The following is a 15793-nucleotide window of genomic DNA, read 5'->3' as shown; positions in this document are numbered from 1 at the left end:
TTCATTGCCAGCGTTGGAACTGGCATATTTCGTGACCATGCGTGGTGAGGGGCATCGCAGCGTACCGGTGATGACTCCCGTGAGTTGTTTTTTGTTATGTTATAACGTATTTTTCCAAGGCTTGAAATTGACGCATCGGGTTGAAAGGAGCTTTGGATGGCAATGTCGTTAGCAAAAAAATTGAGTGTGTTAACTGTCGGTTCGGTGGCTTTGGCTATTGGTCAGCCCGCCATCTCTTCTCAGGAAGAGGCTGAGGCCTCCGCGCATGCGCACAATCACGATCACGGCCATGCGCACGATCACGACCACACGCACGATCAGGACATTTATGCCGGTTATTTCGAGGACGGCCAGGTAGAGGATCGTGCACTTTCCGACTGGCAGGGTGACTGGCAATCCGTCTACCCCTACCTGCAGGATGGCACCCTCGACGAGGTCTTTGCCCACAAGGCAGAGCAGGGAAAGAAAACCGCTGAAGAGTACAAGGCATACTACGAAGAGGGCTATCGGACGGATGTCGAGCGTATCGTGATCGACGGGCAGAACGTGACTTTCTACGAGAATGGCGAAACGCTTTCCGGCGATTATGCCTACGACGGTTACGAAATTCTTACTTACGAGGCAGGGAATCGCGGCGTCAGGTACATCTTCGAGCTGGCGCAAGGCCCGGAAGCGCTACCGCAGTTCATTCAGTTCAGCGACCACAGCATTTCCCCGACGGATGCCGATCACTATCATCTGTATTGGGGTGACGATCGGGCGGCACTGCTGAAAGAAGTCACCAACTGGCCGACTTACTACCCTTCCGAGCTGAGTGGAGAAGAGGTTGCCCAGGAGATGATGGCGCATTAAACGAGATAAGCGCTTGTGAAGCAGGCGCTCGGCCGGCCGTCGACACTAGCCGAGCGCCATTTTCATTCACCCTGCAGGGTCACGACCAGCGTTCTACTTCCGGCATGGTCCCGGTGCTCGCAAAGATAGATGCCCTGCCAAATGCCGAGGTTGAAACTGCCGTCGCTCACCGGAAGACTAACGCTGCTGCCTAAAATGCTGCTCTTGAGGTGAGCGGGCATGTCATCGCTGCCTTCGAGAGTATGCTGATAGTAGGGCTCGTCGGCAGGTACGGCCCGATTGAAGAAGCTCTCGAAGTCCTTGCGTACCGTAGGATCGGCATTCTCGTTGATTGTCAGCGAGGCCGAGGTGTGCTTGATGAATACATGGCACAGACCGACGGAAATGCGTTGCAGCTCCGGGAGTTCCTGCAGTATCTGCTCAGTCACCAGATGAAAGCCCCGAACGTGTGGCTTGAGTCTGATCTCCTTCTGAAACCACATGATTGTGCCTTCCGTGGTTGAATGGATATGTTACGTAACGTGATACCAGTGCCAGACGTCGCGCGCCGGTTGCCAGAAGGTATCGCCTATGGCCGCACTCTGCCAGCCCTGCGATTCAGTCAGTGGCCATCGATCCAGCCGTCTTCAGGTAATCGCTTCTGGTTGGCTATGCTGTTCGGCAATATCGTTGTCTTTTGCGTTGGGGACGCCATGTCCATGTTCAAGGCCATCGGGTTCGCTATCGGGGGCATCGCGCTCGTGACGTTGCTCGCGTGGGGCCTGACGGTGTGGATCGCCAGACGAGTGGAAGCCGCTATCCCTCCTGCTGGCAGGTTCATCGACTTGCCGGGGATTCGCCTGCATGTGGTGGAAAAGGGGCAAGGTAGGCCCGTGATATTGCTTCACGGTATTGGCGGACAGCTGCGTCATTTTACCTATGCGTTGGTCGATCGCCTTGCCGATGATTTCCATGTCGTGGCGGTGGATCGGCCTGGCATGGGATATTCGTCCTGGCACGGTGAGGAAGTGGCGGATCTGGCGCTTCAGGCCCGTTGCGTGGCGGCACTGATCCGAGAAGAACGCCTAGAGCGCCCTCTCGTGGTCGGTCATTCCCTGGGAGGCGCCTTGGCCTTGCATCTTGCGCTCGATTATCCCGAACTCGTCGGTGGGTTGGCGCTGCTGGCCCCGCTGACACACCCGCAGCCTGTCCCTGGCGAGCTGCGACCGATCGCCATTCGCTCCCCATGGCTGCGCAACAGCCTGGCCTGGACGTTTGCCACACCGCTATCGATCGTGTGGGCCAGTCGGACATTACGCCGCGTCTTCGCGCCGCAGTTACCACCCAAGGACTTCATGGTGCGGGGCGGGGCACTGTTGGGACTGCGACCGGAGAGCTTTTCGACGCTGAGCCTCGAGTTGAGCCAGCTCAACGATCCCATGCCGGCCATGGTCGAGCGCTACGCCGAATTGCACCTGCCAGTGGGGATCCTGTTTGGTGACGCTGACGAGGTGCTGGATCCCGAACTGCACGGTACGGCCATGGCAGCGTGCATTCCTTCACTGGCGCTGGAACATCTGTCCGGCGAGGGACACATGCTGCCGGTCATGTGTCCCGATGCCTGCGCTGCCTTCATTCGGCGCATGGCCGAGGCGTTGCCAAGGCACGATCGCGTCAGCGATCAAGAGTAATCTTGGCCGTTTCTCCCGAGCTCAGGCGGACCTGATCGATAATGACATGGCGCTTGCCGCCGGGGCCCGAGACCCGCCCGGCAACGTAGAAGACCCCGGAAGGCAGGCCGGTGACCTCGAAGTAACCGCGCTCATCGGTCTTGGCGTAATGGGTGTATTCCTGAGCGCGGGGATCGGGCTTCTCCAGCACTTTGCCGGCCAGTGCAGCTTCGGCAGCCTCGGCCGTATAGGTCGTTGCCGGGGCGACCGAGACGGTTTCGTTCGCGCCATAAACGGTTTGTCCCGAAGGCGTGGTGACGAAGAGTTGACCGGTGATCGCGGCGTTGCCATTTTTTTCTAGCTTGGCGTATTCGTTCTCGGGAAAGGGAACCTGACGCTCGGCGCGTTCGGGAACGCCCGGCGCCGGCGCGCCGAGATCCTCGACGTCGGGAGGGGCGGTGTCGCGGTCGGTGCCGACGAATTGACATCCAGCGAGCAGGCTGCCGATCAGGGCGGCAGATATCCATCGTTTCATTACACGCTTCCTTGTGGCTTGCGGCACGGAGACTATCTTCTGAAGCAGTCTACAAAGACTGGCTGAAACGGCAACCGATAAGCCCGCGCTATGGTTGCGATGCGTTTCGCCCGCTTGCAAGCGATGTCGCGAATCATGATGGTGTAACGGCTGCCGGTGGCTACGCAGTCCTTGCCGACCAACCGCTGATACAAAGGACAGGAGAGTGCTATGAGCGACACACGTATCGAACGCGACAGCATGGGTGAACTGGAAGTCCCAGCCAAGGCGCTTTACGGGGCCCAGACACAGCGTGCCGTCAACAATTTTCCGGTCAGCGGACAAGCCATGCCGCCAGCTTTCATTCGGGCCATCGCGCGCATCAAGCTGGCGGCTGCCGAGGTCAACCGTGACCTCGGGCTGCTGGACGATGCACGAGCCAAGGCCATCGTCGAAGCCGCTCGGCAGTTGGTGGATGGCCAGCACGCGGATCAGTTTCCCATCGACGTGTTCCAGACCGGCTCGGGTACCTCGAGCAACATGAACGTCAACGAGGTGATTGCCCATCTCGCGTCGAAAGGCGGGGTCGAGGTCGGCCCTAACGATCACGTCAACATGGGGCAGTCGAGCAACGACGTGATTCCCACGGCCATTCATCTGTCCGCTGCGCTGGAGGTCAAGGAACGACTGCTGCCAGCCATGGAATACCTGAAGGCCACTATCGAGCGCAAGGCCGATGAACTCGACGGGGTCGTCAAGACCGGGCGTACCCACCTGATGGATGCCATGCCGGTGCGCATGAGCCAGGAATTGGGAGCATGGGCAAGCCAGGTCGGTCAGGCCATCGAGCGTCTCAAAGGCGGTCAGCAGCGCCTGGGGCGGTTGGCGCAAGGGGGCACGGCGGTCGGTACCGGCATCAACGCGCATCCCGAGTTCGCCGAACGCATGGCCAAGGCGCTGGGATCCCAGACCGGACTCGAGCTGCGACCCAATGACAGTTTCTTCGCCAGTCTGGGCTCGCAGGATGCCGCCGTCGAGTTGTCCGGTCATCTGCGCACCTATGCGTGTGCCGTAATGAAGATCAGCAACGATCTGCGCTGGATGAACTCGGGCCCACTGGCCGGTCTGGGCGAGATCGAACTCGAAGCCCTGCAGCCGGGCAGTTCGATCATGCCGGGCAAGGTCAACCCCGTGATTCCGGAATCCGCTGCTCAGGTCGCGGCGCAGGTCATTGGGCTCGACAGTGCAGTGACTGTGGCGGGGCAGAGTGGCAATTTCCAGCTCAATGTGATGCTGCCGCTGATCGCCAATAATCTGCTGACGTCGATCACGCTATTGACCAATACCAGTCGCTTGCTGGCCGATCGTGCCATTGCCACCTTCAACGTGCGTCGCGACAATATCGATGCACCGCTATCACGCAACCCGATTCTGGTGACGGCGCTGAATTCGGTCATCGGTTATAACGCGGCTGCAGCCATCGCCAAGAAAGCCTATCAGGCGGGGCGGCCGATTCTGGACGTTGCCGAAGAAGAAACCGACCTTGGCCGGGAGGAGCTCGAACGCCTGCTCGATCCGGCCCAGCTAACTCAGGGCGGCATCCCCGAATAACGTCGTGACGTTCCTCCCCTGGCGGCGAGGCGCTTAGGCCTCGCCATCACCCTGTTGCCGAGCCTCTTCGATGGTTTCGGCAGCGTCTTTTCGCTCCTCACGATCTGCTTCGGGCGTATCGTTCTCATCGGCGCGTGCCGGCCGATAGCATAGCATGGCGATGATCGGGAAGTGATCCGAGCCGAAGGCTTTCAGGCGCTGCATATTGACCAGCGTGAAATGTTCGCTGATGAAGATGTGATCCAGCGGCCAGCGAATCAGCGGGTAACTGGCATGGAAGGTACTGAACATGCCGCGGCCGCGGCGCGGATCGAGCATGCCGCTGACCCGACAGAAACGCCGTGTAGTGCGCGACCAGGCGACGTCGTTGAGATCGCCCGCCAGTAGCGTTGGCTGTTCATGGCGATGGATGCCCCTGCCGACCAGAAGCAGTTCGGCATCGCGCCACAGGGATTGCTCGCTCTCGCTGGGTGCAGGAGGGCGCGGATGCAAGGCATGAAAGCGGATGCGTGCACCGCACGGCATGCGTAGCCAGGTATGTATCGACGGAATATCGCTTTGGATCAACCATTTGACTTCGGTCTCTTCGAGCGGAATCCGTGAGTAGAGATGCATGCCATAGAGGTTGTCGAGAGGGATACGGACGCTATGTGGCCATTCTTCACCCAGGGAGGCTTCGAGCTGTTCTCCCCACCAATCGTCGGATTCCAGAGTCAGTACGACTTCCGGGTGATGTTCGTGAATCTGTTCGAGCAGGCCCTGGGAGTTGCGGTTGGGTGTCAGGACGTTGGAAACCAGTATCGTCAGGTAGCGCATTTCCTTGTTGCTGGTCGCGGTCCTGACCGGCTTCGGCCATAGCGGTGTCCAAGGCAGGATATGTGCCGCCTGGATGAAGGCCACGGCGATGCAGGCGGCAATCGACCACCAACGCCAGTCGGCAGTGCCCCATAGCCATTGCGTGGCACCAGTGATGGCAGCCAGCGAGGCTAGCTGCAAACGAGGAAAGTCGAACCCGCGTACCCACCAGTGGCGTATGTTTAGGAAGGGAACGAGCGTTGCGACCAACAGAGCCGCAGCGACGATGCCCAGTCCGATATCGAGCATTGCTGCCTCCTGGATAAGGCGAAAATAACGTTGCGTTGCGTCAATGGTGCCATTCGTTTCAAGACGAATCATCTATCCGTTGCGCGAGGGCGACAAAAAGCAGACGATCTGGTTGATCGTTCTCGACTTTTTCGCACACTGGCTTGCAATCGGGCAGGAAATACGTAAAATACGCATCCGTTGCCGCGAGGTGATCGCACAACGCACCTGCAGGACCGTAGCTCAGTTGGTTAGAGCGCCACGTTGACATCGTGGAGGTCAGCGGTTCAAATCCGCTCGGTCCTACCAGCAGGCCATCATATTGCAGGACCATAGCTCAGTTGGTTAGAGCGCCACGTTGACATCGTGGAGGTCAGCGGTTCAAATCCGCTTGGTCCTACCAGATTGCATGCCCCGAGGGTCTTCCCTTGGGGCATTTTCGTTTCAGGTCAGTCGGCCAGGCGAGAAAGATCGCTGGCTTCGACAAAGGCCTCGACCAGCCGTTCGATGCCCTGCCGATCATGCTCGCTGAACCGCGCCTGACGCGGACTGTCCAGATCGAGTACGCCCCAGACCCTGTCGTCGATCACGATGGGGACGACCAGTTCCGAGCGCGAAGCAGCGTCGCAGGCGATGTGATCGGCTACGGCGTGAACGTCCTCGATGCGCTGGGTCTGTCGTGTGCGTGCGGCGGCCCCACACACACCCTTGCTGAAGGGAATCGGGTTGCAGGCCGGCTTGCCTTGGAATGGGCCGAGTATCAGCATCTCCGGCTGACGGTGAAGATAGAAACCCACCCAGTTGAGATCGTCGAGCTCCTGCATTAGAAAGGCGCAGGTCTGGGCGGCGTTGGTCAGCCAATCTTGGCTATCGAGCAGCGCCCTGAGCTGGCGAGCCAATAGTGCGTAATCTGTCACGGCATTGTCCTTGAGTCGCAAAGCATGAAAAAGGCCAGCGCATCGCTGGCCTCGACGTATGGCGTCCAACTGAACCGGCTTACTCCCAGCCCGGCACGGCTGCGCCCTTGAACAGTTCCTGTGCCTTGGCGGCGACTTCTTCGCTCTGGTAGGCCTCGACGAGCTGTTGAATTGCCTCGCGGTCTTCATCGCCCTGGCGCACCACGATCAGGTTCACGTAGGGCGATTCCGGACCTTCGCGGATCAAGGCGTCGTCCAGGCTCAGGCCGGCCGGCTGGGCGAAGGTGTTGTTGATGAACGCCATGTCGACGTCCGGCAGTACGCGCGGCAATTGGGCAGCCTCGATCTCGCGGAACTCGAAGTCGTGCGGATTCTCGGCAATGTCGATCGGTGTAGCCTCGAGGTTGGTCGGATCCTCGAGCTCGATCAGGCCCTCGTTGTGCATCAGGATCAGGGCGCGACCTTCGTTGGACGGGTCGTTGGGCAGGGCGATAGTGGCACCATCGGGCAAGGCCTCGATGCTGTCGTACTGCTCGGAGTAAGCGCCGATCGGATAGACGAAGGTGCGTCCGGCAATGGCGAAGTCGTAGCCGCGATCCTCGACCATGCTGCGCATGTAGGGTTCGTGCTGATAGGCGTTGGCGTCCAGGCTGCCGTCGGCCAGGGCGGCATTGGGCGAGACGTAATCGGTGAACTCGACGATTTCGACATCCAGATCGTAATTCTCCTTGGCCAGGCGCTTGGCGACCTGCATCACCTCGGTCTCGGGACCGGCTACGGTACCGACTTTGATCGAGGAAGATTCGGTATCGTCATTGCCGCCGCAGCCGGCGAGAAGAACACTGCCGAGCAGAGCCGCTACGCCTAGCAGGCGGGTGGGACCGAAACGGTGCGACAGGGATGGCATCATTGAGTATCTCCTTACAGAGGATGGATAGCCCACCTCCGGGTGGGGGTGGGCCGGTGTTTCACGTCGTAACGCGCTATTTGTGATCCGCCTTGCGAACCAGAGCGTCGCCGAGACTCTGAAAGCCTTGGACCATGACGACCAGAATGGCGACGGTGATCAGCATGACGACGGGGTTGAAGCGGTTGTAGCCGTAGCGAATGCCCAAGTCGCCCAGGCCTCCGCCGCCCACGGCGCCGGCCATGGCCGAATAGCTCACTAGGGTGACCACGGTGATCGTCAGTCCGGTGATGATGCCGCCGCGCGCTTCCGGCAGCAGTACCTTGGTAATGATCTGATAAGGCGTGGCCCCCATGGATTGGGCGGCTTCGACCAGGCCGGGTGGAACCTCGTTGAGCGCCCCCTCGACCAGGCGTGCCACGAAAGGAATCGCCGCAATGGTCAGTGGCACGATGGCGGCGTTGGTGCCGATCGAGCTGCCGACGATCACGCGAGTGAACGGAATGATCGCTACCATCAAAATGATGAACGGAATCGAGCGCCCGACATTGGTCACTACGCCCAGCACCGTGTTCAGCGCCGGTCTGGCCAGGATCTGTCCGGGGCGGGTCACATACAGCAGAACACCCAATGGTACGCCGAGGGCGGCGGCGACGAGACCCGAGATCCCCACCATATAGAGGGTGTCGAGAGTCGCCATCAGGATCAGCTCAAGCATTGCGCTGGACATGGCCAAGCACCTCCACTTGCAGGTCATGTGACTTGAGGTAGGCGAGTGCCTGTTGCGTCTTTTCCTGGGGACCGATCAGTTCGGCGATCATCAGACCCAAGGTGCGCTCCTGAATCGACTCGACCTTGGCTTCGAGAATGCTCACATCGATATTGCAGTCGCGGGCCAGGCGGGAAATCAGCGGGGTGGATACCGCATCGCCGGTAAAGGCCAGGCGCACCACGGGATGGGTATTCGGGCCGGCCTTGGCTTCCATGCGGTCGACCAGAGCCTGTGGTGGGTCGAGTTCCAGAAAGGCATTGAGGAATTCGCGGCCCAGGTGCGTTCGCGGCGCGGTGAAGAAATCGCCGACCTCGGCCTCCTCGACCAACTTGCCGCCGGAGATCAGGCCGACCTTGTGGCAGATCGATTTGACCACTTCCATCTCATGGGTGATCAGCAGAATGGTCAGGCCGAGCTTGCGATTGATGTCCTTCAGCAGTTCGAGGATCGATTGCGTGGTCTGGGGGTCGAGCGCCGACGTCGCCTCGTCGCAGAGCAGCACCTTGGGGCGACTGGCCAGGGCGCGGGCGATGGCGACACGCTGTTTCTGCCCGCCCGAAAGTTCGGCCGGGTACTTGTCGTGCTTGTCGCTCAATCCGGTGAGGTCCAGTAAGGGCTGGACCCGTTCGCGTATCTCGCCTTTGGCCACATCCATCAACTCCAGGGGCAGGGAGACGTTGTCGAAAACCGTACGTGAGGCCAGCAGGTTGAAGTGCTGGAAGATCATGCCGATGCGATGGCGCGCGTGGTTGAGTTGTTGTCCGTCGAGCTGGGTGAGTTCCTGTCCATCGACGATGACGCGGCCGGTGGTGGGGCGCTCGAGCAGATTGACGCAACGGATCAGTGTCGACTTGCCGGCCCCCGATAGGCCGATGACGCCGTAGATCTCCCCCTGCGCCACGTGCAGGTCGGTCGGCTTGAGGGCATGGATCGCCTGCGGGCCGCTGCCATAAGTCTTGGAAATGTTCTCGAGTGTGATCATGGTCCTGGTCGAATCGCGGCGCTGAGGAACAACCGATGACGGCAAGGCCTGTCCGGTTGGGGACGGGCGGAGTCGTCGTGCGCGGGCAAGGTCATGCTCGACAGCAGGAGGGTAGCGGGCTCGCGAAAAAAAAGGCCACCCTGGTGGGTGGCCATCAACGCTGGACACACCCTTTTAGCTGCACTTTCCGGAACACGAGGCTCCGGAGGCGCCCGCAATCCGGGTACAAATCGGCGCCTAAATAATGTGCGCAAGAGTGTAGGGAGTGAGGCGGGACGTGTCAATCGCTATGGAAGATGTGCGAAGGAGTGCCGTTTTTGCGCAGAAAATATTATGGCCATATGCCTCATGAGCAGCAATTATCCCTGCCTCGCTATTCTTGTCATGCGCCAAGCGTGGACGGCTCTGCGTTAATTTGACTAGACTGGCGGCCCTAGCGAGGGGAGAGCGCACGATGTTTACCGGAATAGTGCAAGGCACGGCCGAGCTGGTGGCGGTCGAGGAGCGGAACGATTTTCGCAGCCATGTCCTCAGCATGAGCGACGATATGCGTAAGGGGCTCGAGATCGGGGCGTCGGTAGCGCACAACGGCTGCTGCCTTACCGTGACACGCATCGAGGGAGATCGGGTCAGTTTCGATCTGATGCGTGAAACCCTGCGTTTGACCAACCTGGGCGACCTGGAGATAGGCGACCACGTGAACGTCGAGCGGGCTGCGCGTTTCGGTGACGAAATCGGCGGGCATGCCATGTCCGGGCACATCATCTGCATGGCCGAACTGACCGAGATCGACGAGGCACCCGACAATCGTCGTCTGTGGTTCGAGCTGCCCGTCGCCTACGCGCGTTTTCTCTTCGAAAAAGGCTACATCGGGATCGATGGCATCAGCCTGACTATCGGCGATGTCCAAGGTGCGCGTTTCTGCGTCAACCTGATTCCCGAAACCTTGGCGCGGACTACCCTGAGCGATCGCCTTCCCGGGGATCGCGTCAACATCGAGATCGACCCGCAGACCCAGGCAATCGTCGAGACGGTGGAGCGCGTTCTGGCGTCTCGCAACGACACACTGCGTTGACCGTCTCGCCAGATTGCGTTGGGACGGCATGTAGCTTCTGTCACTGAGCTTGCTTATAAATAACCGGCCACTGCCGCCGCCGCTCCATGCTGTCTCGCGTTGCGAGATGTCATTGGGTACCATGGGCGGCTTTTCCCGCACCCCAAGGATTCCGTTCCAGGTACGCAGGCCCCTACATGCTAAAACGACAACTGAATAACTTCTTCAAGCTGGACGAACATCAGACTTCGATCCGCACCGAAATCATCGCTGGGATCACCACGTTCCTGACGATGGCCTACATCATTTTCGTCAACCCGAGCGTACTGGGTCAGGCAGGCATGGACACGGGCGCGGTGTTCGTCGCTACCTGTCTCGCAGCGGCCATCGGCTGTCTGATCATGGGATTGCTGGCTAACTATCCGATTGCCATGGCACCGGGCATGGGGCTCAACGCATTCTTCACCTTCGGTGTCGTGCTGGGGATGGGCTATACCTGGGAAGCTGCGTTGGGAGCCGTGTTCCTGTCGGGGGTCATTTTCCTGTTGTTGAGCATCTTCCGCATCCGCGAGTGGATCATCAATTCGATCCCCATTTCGTTGAGATTGGGGATCGCTGCAGGTATCGGCCTGTTCCTGGCCATCATTGCCCTGCAGAATGCGGGCATCGTCGTCGACCATCCCGCCACGCTGCTTACCATTGGCGACATCGCGCAGCCTGCTGCGTTGTACACCTTGGGCGGTTTCTTCGTCATCGCCGCTCTGGCCCATTTGCGTGTGATGGGTGCCGTGATGATCGGCATTCTGGGCGTGACGGTCATTTCCATCCTGCTCGGTCATAGTGATTTCGCCGGTATCGTGTCGACGCCGCCTTCGATCGCCCCGGTCTTTCTCGAGCTCGATCTCGCCGGCGCGCTGGATATCAGCATGATCAGCGTGGTGTTCGCCTTTCTGTTCGTCGATCTCTTCGATACTGCCGGCACCCTGGTGGGCGTGGCCCAGCGCGGAGGACTGCTCGACAAGGAGGGCAAGCTGCCGCGTCTCAACAGGGCGTTGATGGCCGACAGTACCGCGACCATGACCGGGGCGCTGCTGGGGACCTCATCGACCACCAGCTATATTGAAAGTGCTTCGGGTATCACGGCCGGCGGTCGTACGGGGCTGACGGCGGTGGTGGTTGCCGTGCTGTTCCTGATTAGCCTGTTCTTTGCGCCCCTGGCGGGATCGATCCCGGTCTATGCCACGGCCGGCGCGCTGCTTTATGTCGCGGTATTGATGTGTGGCAGCCTGGCACGCGCCGACTGGGACGATGTCACCGAGGCGGCACCGGTCCTGGTGGCGGCGCTGTCCATGCCGTTGACCTACTCGATTGCCAATGGCATTGCACTGGGGTTCATCAGCTACGCCGCCATCAAGACATTGTCGGGGCGCTTCAAGGAGCTTAGCCCGGCCGTCACCGTACTGGCGATCCTCTTTGCCTTGAAATTCCTGTTCCTTGACTGAGGAAGTCCATGAGCATCTACGGCGACTACATCAAGTCCGTAATACGCACCGTACCCGACTGGCCGCAGCCGGGCGTCAATTTTCGGGATATCACGCCCGTATTGCAGAACCGCTCGGCCTTTCGCAAGCTGATCGATAGCTTCGTGCATCGCTACCAGGACATGGACCTCGATGCGATTGCCGCCATCGATGCGCGTGGGTTCATTATCGGCGCTCCGCTCGCTTATGAGCTGGGTTGCAGCTTCGTGCCGGTTCGCAAGAAGGGCAAGCTGCCGTTCAAGACCATCAGCGAGACCTACACCCTGGAGTACGGCGAAGCCACCGTGGAACTGCACTCCGACGCCTTCCGCGAGGGCGACCGTATCCTGGTGATGGACGATCTGATCGCCACGGGTGGCACCATGCTGGCAGCGGCCAAGCTGATCCAGCGCAGCGGCGGTCAGGTGGTCGAGACGGCGGCAATCATCGACCTCCCCGAACTCGGGGGCTCGCAGAAGATTCGTGAAGAAGGGCATAGCGTCTTCGCCGTGTGCTCCTTCCTGGAAGACGACGACTGAGTCGCCGTATCAGCAGAGATTTCGAACATGACCGCCAACCGTTACCACCAGCATTTCACCGTTTCCTGGGATCAGTTGCATCGCGATGTGCGTGCCTTGTGTCACCAACTCATCGAGCGGGATTTCAAGGGCATCGTGGCGGTTACCCGCGGTGGCCTGATTCCGGCCGCATTGATCGCTCGCGAACTCAACGTGCGCCTGATCGACACGGTCTGCATCAAGAGCTACGACCACATGGAGCAAGGCGGCCTGGATATCATGAAAGGCGTCGACCACGACGGTGAGGGCTGGTTGCTGGTCGACGACCTCGTCGATACCGGCAAGACGGCACGCGCCGTTCGCGAGATGCTGCCCAGGGCGCATTTCGTCACTGTCTATGCCAAGCCGGAGGGGCGACCGTTGGTCGATCAATGTCTCACCGAGGTGGCTCAGGATTGCTGGATCCAGTTCCCCTGGGACATGGGCATTGCCTATGTGGAACCCTTGGTCGATCAAGTGCGCGGCCAGGAGCGCTAGAATCCGAGGACACAGCATGGCATCGCCTTTGCCCGCAAGCTGGGATGATTATCTGGGCGCCGAGTTCGAGGCGCCCTACATGCAGTCGCTGAGAGCCTTTCTGGCAGCGGAAAAACAGGCACGCAAGGTTATCTATCCGCATTCGACGAATTGGTTTCGGGCTTTCGAGCTGACGCCCTTGGACCAGGTGCGGGTCGTGATTCTCGGTCAGGATCCGTATCACGGTCCTGGCCAGGCCCATGGGCTGTGCTTCTCGGTTCGCCCCGGGGTGCCGACGCCCCCGTCACTGCAGAACATCTACAAGGAGCTGGCGCAGGACGTCGGCTTCACACCGGTCGATCACGGCTTTCTCGAAAGTTGGGCCCGTCAGGGCGTGCTACTGCTCAATAGTGTGCTGACCGTCGAGCAAGGCAATGCCGGCGCGCATCGTAACCGAGGCTGGGAAACGTTCACCGATCGGGCCATTCAGGTCATCAACGAGCATTGCGTCAATGTGGTCTTCCTGCTGTGGGGCAGCTATGCCCAGAAGAAGGCATCATTCGTGGACCGCAACCGTCACCTGGTGCTCCACGCGCCGCACCCGTCGCCGCTGTCCGCCCATCGGGGGTTCTTCGGGCAACGACACTTCTCCAAAGCCAACGATTTTCTCGAAGCCAAAGGTCGCGGCCCGATCGACTGGCAATTGCCTGCCGTGCCTGGCGCCGGCCAAGATTGACACTTAACCCGCGCGGCCGGTCGCGATAAAATGCGCACAACCTAGGGCCCGCGCCCCTCCCTCCTTACCACTGCCTTGCAAGGGATTCCTCGCCATGAGCGTACACGCTATCGATCATCCGCTGGTCAAGCACAAGCTGGGCCTGATGCGTGCTGCCGATATCAGCACCAAGAGCTTTCGTGAGCTCGCCGGCGAAGTCGCCAAGCTGCTGACCTACGAAGCGACCAAGGCTTTGGAAGTGGAGCCGGTGACGATCCAGGGATGGAGCGGCCTGCCCATCGACGTGGAGCACCTCAAGGGCAAGAAGGTCACCATCGTGCCAATCCTGCGTGCCGGTCTGGGCATGCTGGATGGTGTGACCGACCTGATCCCCAGTGCGCGTATCAGTGTGGTGGGTCTATATCGCAACGAAGAAACCCTGGAACCGGTCCCGTACTTCGAGAAGTTCACCAACGACATAGAAGAGCGCCTGGCTATCGTCATCGATCCGATGCTGGCCACGGGCGGTTCGATGGTCGCGACGCTTGATATGCTCAAGAAGCGTGGCTGCCCGCAAATGAAAGTGATCGTGCTGGTCGCGGCACCGGAAGGCATCCGCCGCGTACAAGAGGCGCACCCCGAAGTGGAAATCTATACCGCTGCCATCGACGAGCGACTCGACGAGAAGGGCTATATCGTGCCGGGGCTGGGTGATGCAGGGGACAAGATATTCGGGACGCGCTGAATAACGTCGTTTCCTCGGCGGGCTGGCTCTTCGGTCAGCCGCTTCGCTTTGGCTTGTCCTGCCAGGACAATCTACAGGATTAGTCCTGGCTTATGTTCGGAAATGACCAATATCGAACATTTCTCTCATTGAGAACCCATCTCTTTGGCGCTCTTTCGATCTTGGTCAAAAGTCTAATAAGCGCTAATTTCCTTTATTAATCAAAGGAAAGTGTTCGTTTTAAGGCGAATTCTTGCGTCTTGTCGTGCATTTTCGGTTGTGTTCATTTGTGTTTGTATTCGAATCTCGGCTAGTGTTCAAACTAGCCGTTTACGAATACCTCGATAACAACGAACAACCGAGCACAGTATGTCCTTGATCCTCGAAAATCTCCATCGCGTTGTCGGCGGGGAAACCCACATCGACGATATAAGCCTGGCGCTGGAGCCCGGCTCGTTCAATGTGCTGCTAGGCCGAACGCTCTCGGGTAAAACCTCGCTCATGCGCCTCATGGCAGGTTTGGATTCCCCGACACGAGGACGGGTCGTGATGAACGGCCAGGACGTGACGGGCGTGTCGGTACGCAAGCGCAACGTCTCCATGGTTTACCAGCAGTTCATCAATTATCCCGGCCTCAGCGTTTACGACAATATTGCGTCTCCTCTTCGGCTGGCCAAGGTCGGTCGTGGTGAAATCGATCGGCGCGTTCGGGAGATTGCCGAAATGCTGCATATCGATCCCTTCCTGGACCGCCTGCCGCTGGAACTCTCCGGTGGGCAGCAGCAACGCACCGCCATGGGCCGTGCACTGGTGAAAGATGCGGATATCGTTCTCTTCGACGAACCGCTGGTCAATCTCGATTACAAATTACGCGAGGAGTTTCGCGAAGAATTGCGCGCCGTCTTCAGTGCACGCAACTGCATTGCCATATACGCGACGACCGAGCCAGCCGAAGCCCTGGCGCTGGGCGGTAACACGGCCGTACTGCACGAGGGGCGCGTGCTGCAGTATGGCCGTACCGAAGATGTCTATCACCGGCCGCGCGATATCCTGACGGCAGAAATGTTTTCCGAGCCGCCCATCAATATTCTCCATGGCATCGTTTCAGGCGCTGAAGTGACGTTCGACAGTCGCTTGCACTTCGCGCTCAACGAGGACCTGCGCTCCTTGCCGCCGGGAGAATATCGCTTCGGGGTGCGAGCCTCGCATATTTCCCTGCGTCCACGTGCCGAAGACGATATTGCCGTCCAGATGGTCGTCGACATGGCGGAAATCAGTGGCTCCGAGACTTTCCTGCACGTGCATAACGACCTCTTTCATTTATCGGTGCACCTTGCAGGCGTGCATGACTTCAGGGTTGGCGCACCCATCACGCTCTACTTTACGACGCACAAGGTGTACGCCTTCGATCGGCATGGGGCCGTAGTGCATATTCCGACGCATCTGGGAGGCCTGTGAG

17 protein-coding genes and 2 tRNA genes are annotated in these 15793 nt (G+C 59.6%); 12 read left to right on the top strand and 7 right to left on the bottom strand.

Annotated features, from left to right (window positions below):
- The first annotated feature begins 156 nt into the window (after positions 1-156).
- The gene (locus tag MHM84_RS03035; protein WP_239262289.1) at positions 157-852 is read left to right on the top strand and encodes a metal-binding protein ZinT; all 696 of its coding nucleotides are present in this window, start codon (positions 157-159) and stop codon (positions 850-852) included.
- Between the two features lie 62 nt (positions 853-914).
- Here MHM84_RS03035 and MHM84_RS03030 read toward each other — a convergent pair whose 3' ends face one another.
- The gene (locus tag MHM84_RS03030) at positions 915-1334 is read right to left on the bottom strand and encodes a secondary thiamine-phosphate synthase enzyme YjbQ (protein WP_239262287.1); all 420 of its coding nucleotides are present in this window, start codon (positions 1332-1334) and stop codon (positions 915-917) included.
- A 210-nt stretch (positions 1335-1544) separates the two neighbouring features.
- On the opposite strand from MHM84_RS03030, the gene MHM84_RS03025 reads away from it, so the two are divergent.
- Positions 1545-2522, top strand: coding sequence for an alpha/beta hydrolase (locus MHM84_RS03025; protein WP_239262285.1), 978 nt, complete (start codon positions 1545-1547; stop codon positions 2520-2522).
- On the opposite strand, the gene MHM84_RS03020 is transcribed toward MHM84_RS03025, so the two are convergent.
- Positions 2506-3036 carry a carboxypeptidase-like regulatory domain-containing protein gene (locus MHM84_RS03020; RefSeq protein ID WP_239262282.1) on the bottom strand — a complete coding sequence of 177 codons (531 nt, stop codon included), beginning with the start codon at positions 3034-3036 and terminating at the stop codon, positions 2506-2508. The genes MHM84_RS03025 and MHM84_RS03020 overlap by 17 nt on opposite strands.
- Before the next feature lie 210 nt (positions 3037-3246).
- Between MHM84_RS03020 and MHM84_RS03015 the strand changes: the two genes are divergently transcribed.
- The gene (locus MHM84_RS03015; protein WP_239262280.1) at positions 3247-4626 is read left to right on the top strand and encodes a class II fumarate hydratase; all 1380 of its coding nucleotides are present in this window, start codon (positions 3247-3249) and stop codon (positions 4624-4626) included.
- Positions 4627-4659: 33 nt separating this feature from the next.
- Here MHM84_RS03015 and MHM84_RS03010 read toward each other — a convergent pair whose 3' ends face one another.
- Positions 4660-5730 carry an endonuclease/exonuclease/phosphatase family protein gene (locus MHM84_RS03010; protein ID WP_239262278.1) on the bottom strand — a complete coding sequence of 357 codons (1071 nt, stop codon included), beginning with the start codon at positions 5728-5730 and terminating at the stop codon, positions 4660-4662.
- 211 nt (positions 5731-5941) lie between these two features.
- Between MHM84_RS03010 and MHM84_RS03005 the strand changes: the two genes are divergently transcribed.
- Both MHM84_RS03005 and MHM84_RS03000 read left to right on the top strand, forming a co-directional pair.
- A tRNA-Val gene (locus MHM84_RS03005) sits at positions 5942-6018 on the top strand.
- Positions 6019-6035: 17 nt separating this feature from the next.
- A tRNA-Val gene (locus MHM84_RS03000) sits at positions 6036-6112 on the top strand.
- A 46-nt stretch (positions 6113-6158) separates the two neighbouring features.
- Here the strand turns inward: MHM84_RS03000 and MHM84_RS02995 are convergent.
- The 4 genes from MHM84_RS02995 to MHM84_RS02980 all read right to left on the bottom strand — a co-directional run bounded on the left by MHM84_RS02995 (position 6159) and on the right by MHM84_RS02980 (position 9287).
- Complete coding sequence (locus tag MHM84_RS02995; RefSeq protein WP_239262276.1) at positions 6159-6626, bottom strand: GAF domain-containing protein; 468 nt, start codon at positions 6624-6626, stop codon at positions 6159-6161.
- Positions 6627-6705: 79 nt separating this feature from the next.
- Positions 6706-7536, bottom strand: a complete 831-nt coding sequence (locus MHM84_RS02990; protein ID WP_239262274.1) for a MetQ/NlpA family ABC transporter substrate-binding protein — start codon at positions 7534-7536, stop codon at positions 6706-6708.
- Positions 7537-7609: 73 nt separating this feature from the next.
- Positions 7610-8263, bottom strand: a complete 654-nt coding sequence (locus MHM84_RS02985) for a methionine ABC transporter permease (RefSeq protein ID WP_239262272.1) — start codon at positions 8261-8263, stop codon at positions 7610-7612.
- The gene (locus tag MHM84_RS02980) at positions 8244-9287 is read right to left on the bottom strand and encodes a methionine ABC transporter ATP-binding protein (protein WP_239262270.1); all 1044 of its coding nucleotides are present in this window, start codon (positions 9285-9287) and stop codon (positions 8244-8246) included. Before MHM84_RS02980 ends, MHM84_RS02985 begins: the two co-directional genes overlap by 20 nt.
- A gap of 454 nt (positions 9288-9741) precedes the next feature.
- Here MHM84_RS02980 and MHM84_RS02975 point away from each other — a divergent pair, with 454 nt between their 5' ends.
- The 7 genes from MHM84_RS02975 (at position 9742) to MHM84_RS02945 (ending at position 15792) form a co-directional block, all read left to right on the top strand.
- On the top strand, positions 9742-10362 hold the full coding sequence (locus tag MHM84_RS02975; protein ID WP_239262268.1) for a riboflavin synthase subunit alpha: 621 nt from the start codon (positions 9742-9744) through the stop codon (positions 10360-10362).
- 176 nt (positions 10363-10538) lie between these two features.
- Positions 10539-11843: an NCS2 family permease gene (locus MHM84_RS02970; protein WP_239262266.1), complete on the top strand. Its 1305-nt coding sequence runs from the start codon at positions 10539-10541 to the stop codon at positions 11841-11843.
- A gap of 8 nt (positions 11844-11851) precedes the next feature.
- Positions 11852-12400, top strand: coding sequence for an adenine phosphoribosyltransferase (locus tag MHM84_RS02965; protein ID WP_239262264.1), 549 nt, complete (start codon positions 11852-11854; stop codon positions 12398-12400).
- 27 nt (positions 12401-12427) lie between these two features.
- Positions 12428-12916, top strand: coding sequence for a xanthine phosphoribosyltransferase (gene gpt, locus MHM84_RS02960; protein ID WP_239262261.1), 489 nt, complete (start codon positions 12428-12430; stop codon positions 12914-12916).
- A 16-nt stretch (positions 12917-12932) separates the two neighbouring features.
- Complete coding sequence (gene ung / locus MHM84_RS02955) at positions 12933-13631, top strand: uracil-DNA glycosylase (RefSeq protein WP_239262259.1); 699 nt, start codon at positions 12933-12935, stop codon at positions 13629-13631.
- Positions 13632-13725: 94 nt separating this feature from the next.
- Positions 13726-14355 carry a uracil phosphoribosyltransferase gene (gene upp / locus MHM84_RS02950; RefSeq protein WP_239262257.1) on the top strand — a complete coding sequence of 210 codons (630 nt, stop codon included), beginning with the start codon at positions 13726-13728 and terminating at the stop codon, positions 14353-14355.
- Positions 14356-14703: 348 nt separating this feature from the next.
- Positions 14704-15792, top strand: coding sequence for an ABC transporter ATP-binding protein (locus MHM84_RS02945; protein WP_239262255.1), 1089 nt, complete (start codon positions 14704-14706; stop codon positions 15790-15792).
- Position 15793: the final 1 nt, after the last annotated feature.

Origin of the sequence: Halomonas sp. McH1-25, from assembly GCF_022348165.1 — a bacterium.
In the GTDB taxonomy this organism is placed as follows: domain Bacteria; phylum Pseudomonadota; class Gammaproteobacteria; order Pseudomonadales; family Halomonadaceae; genus Modicisalibacter.
The sequence above is the reverse complement of the archived record's forward strand: the minus strand, read 5'-3'. Positions and strand labels throughout refer to the sequence as shown.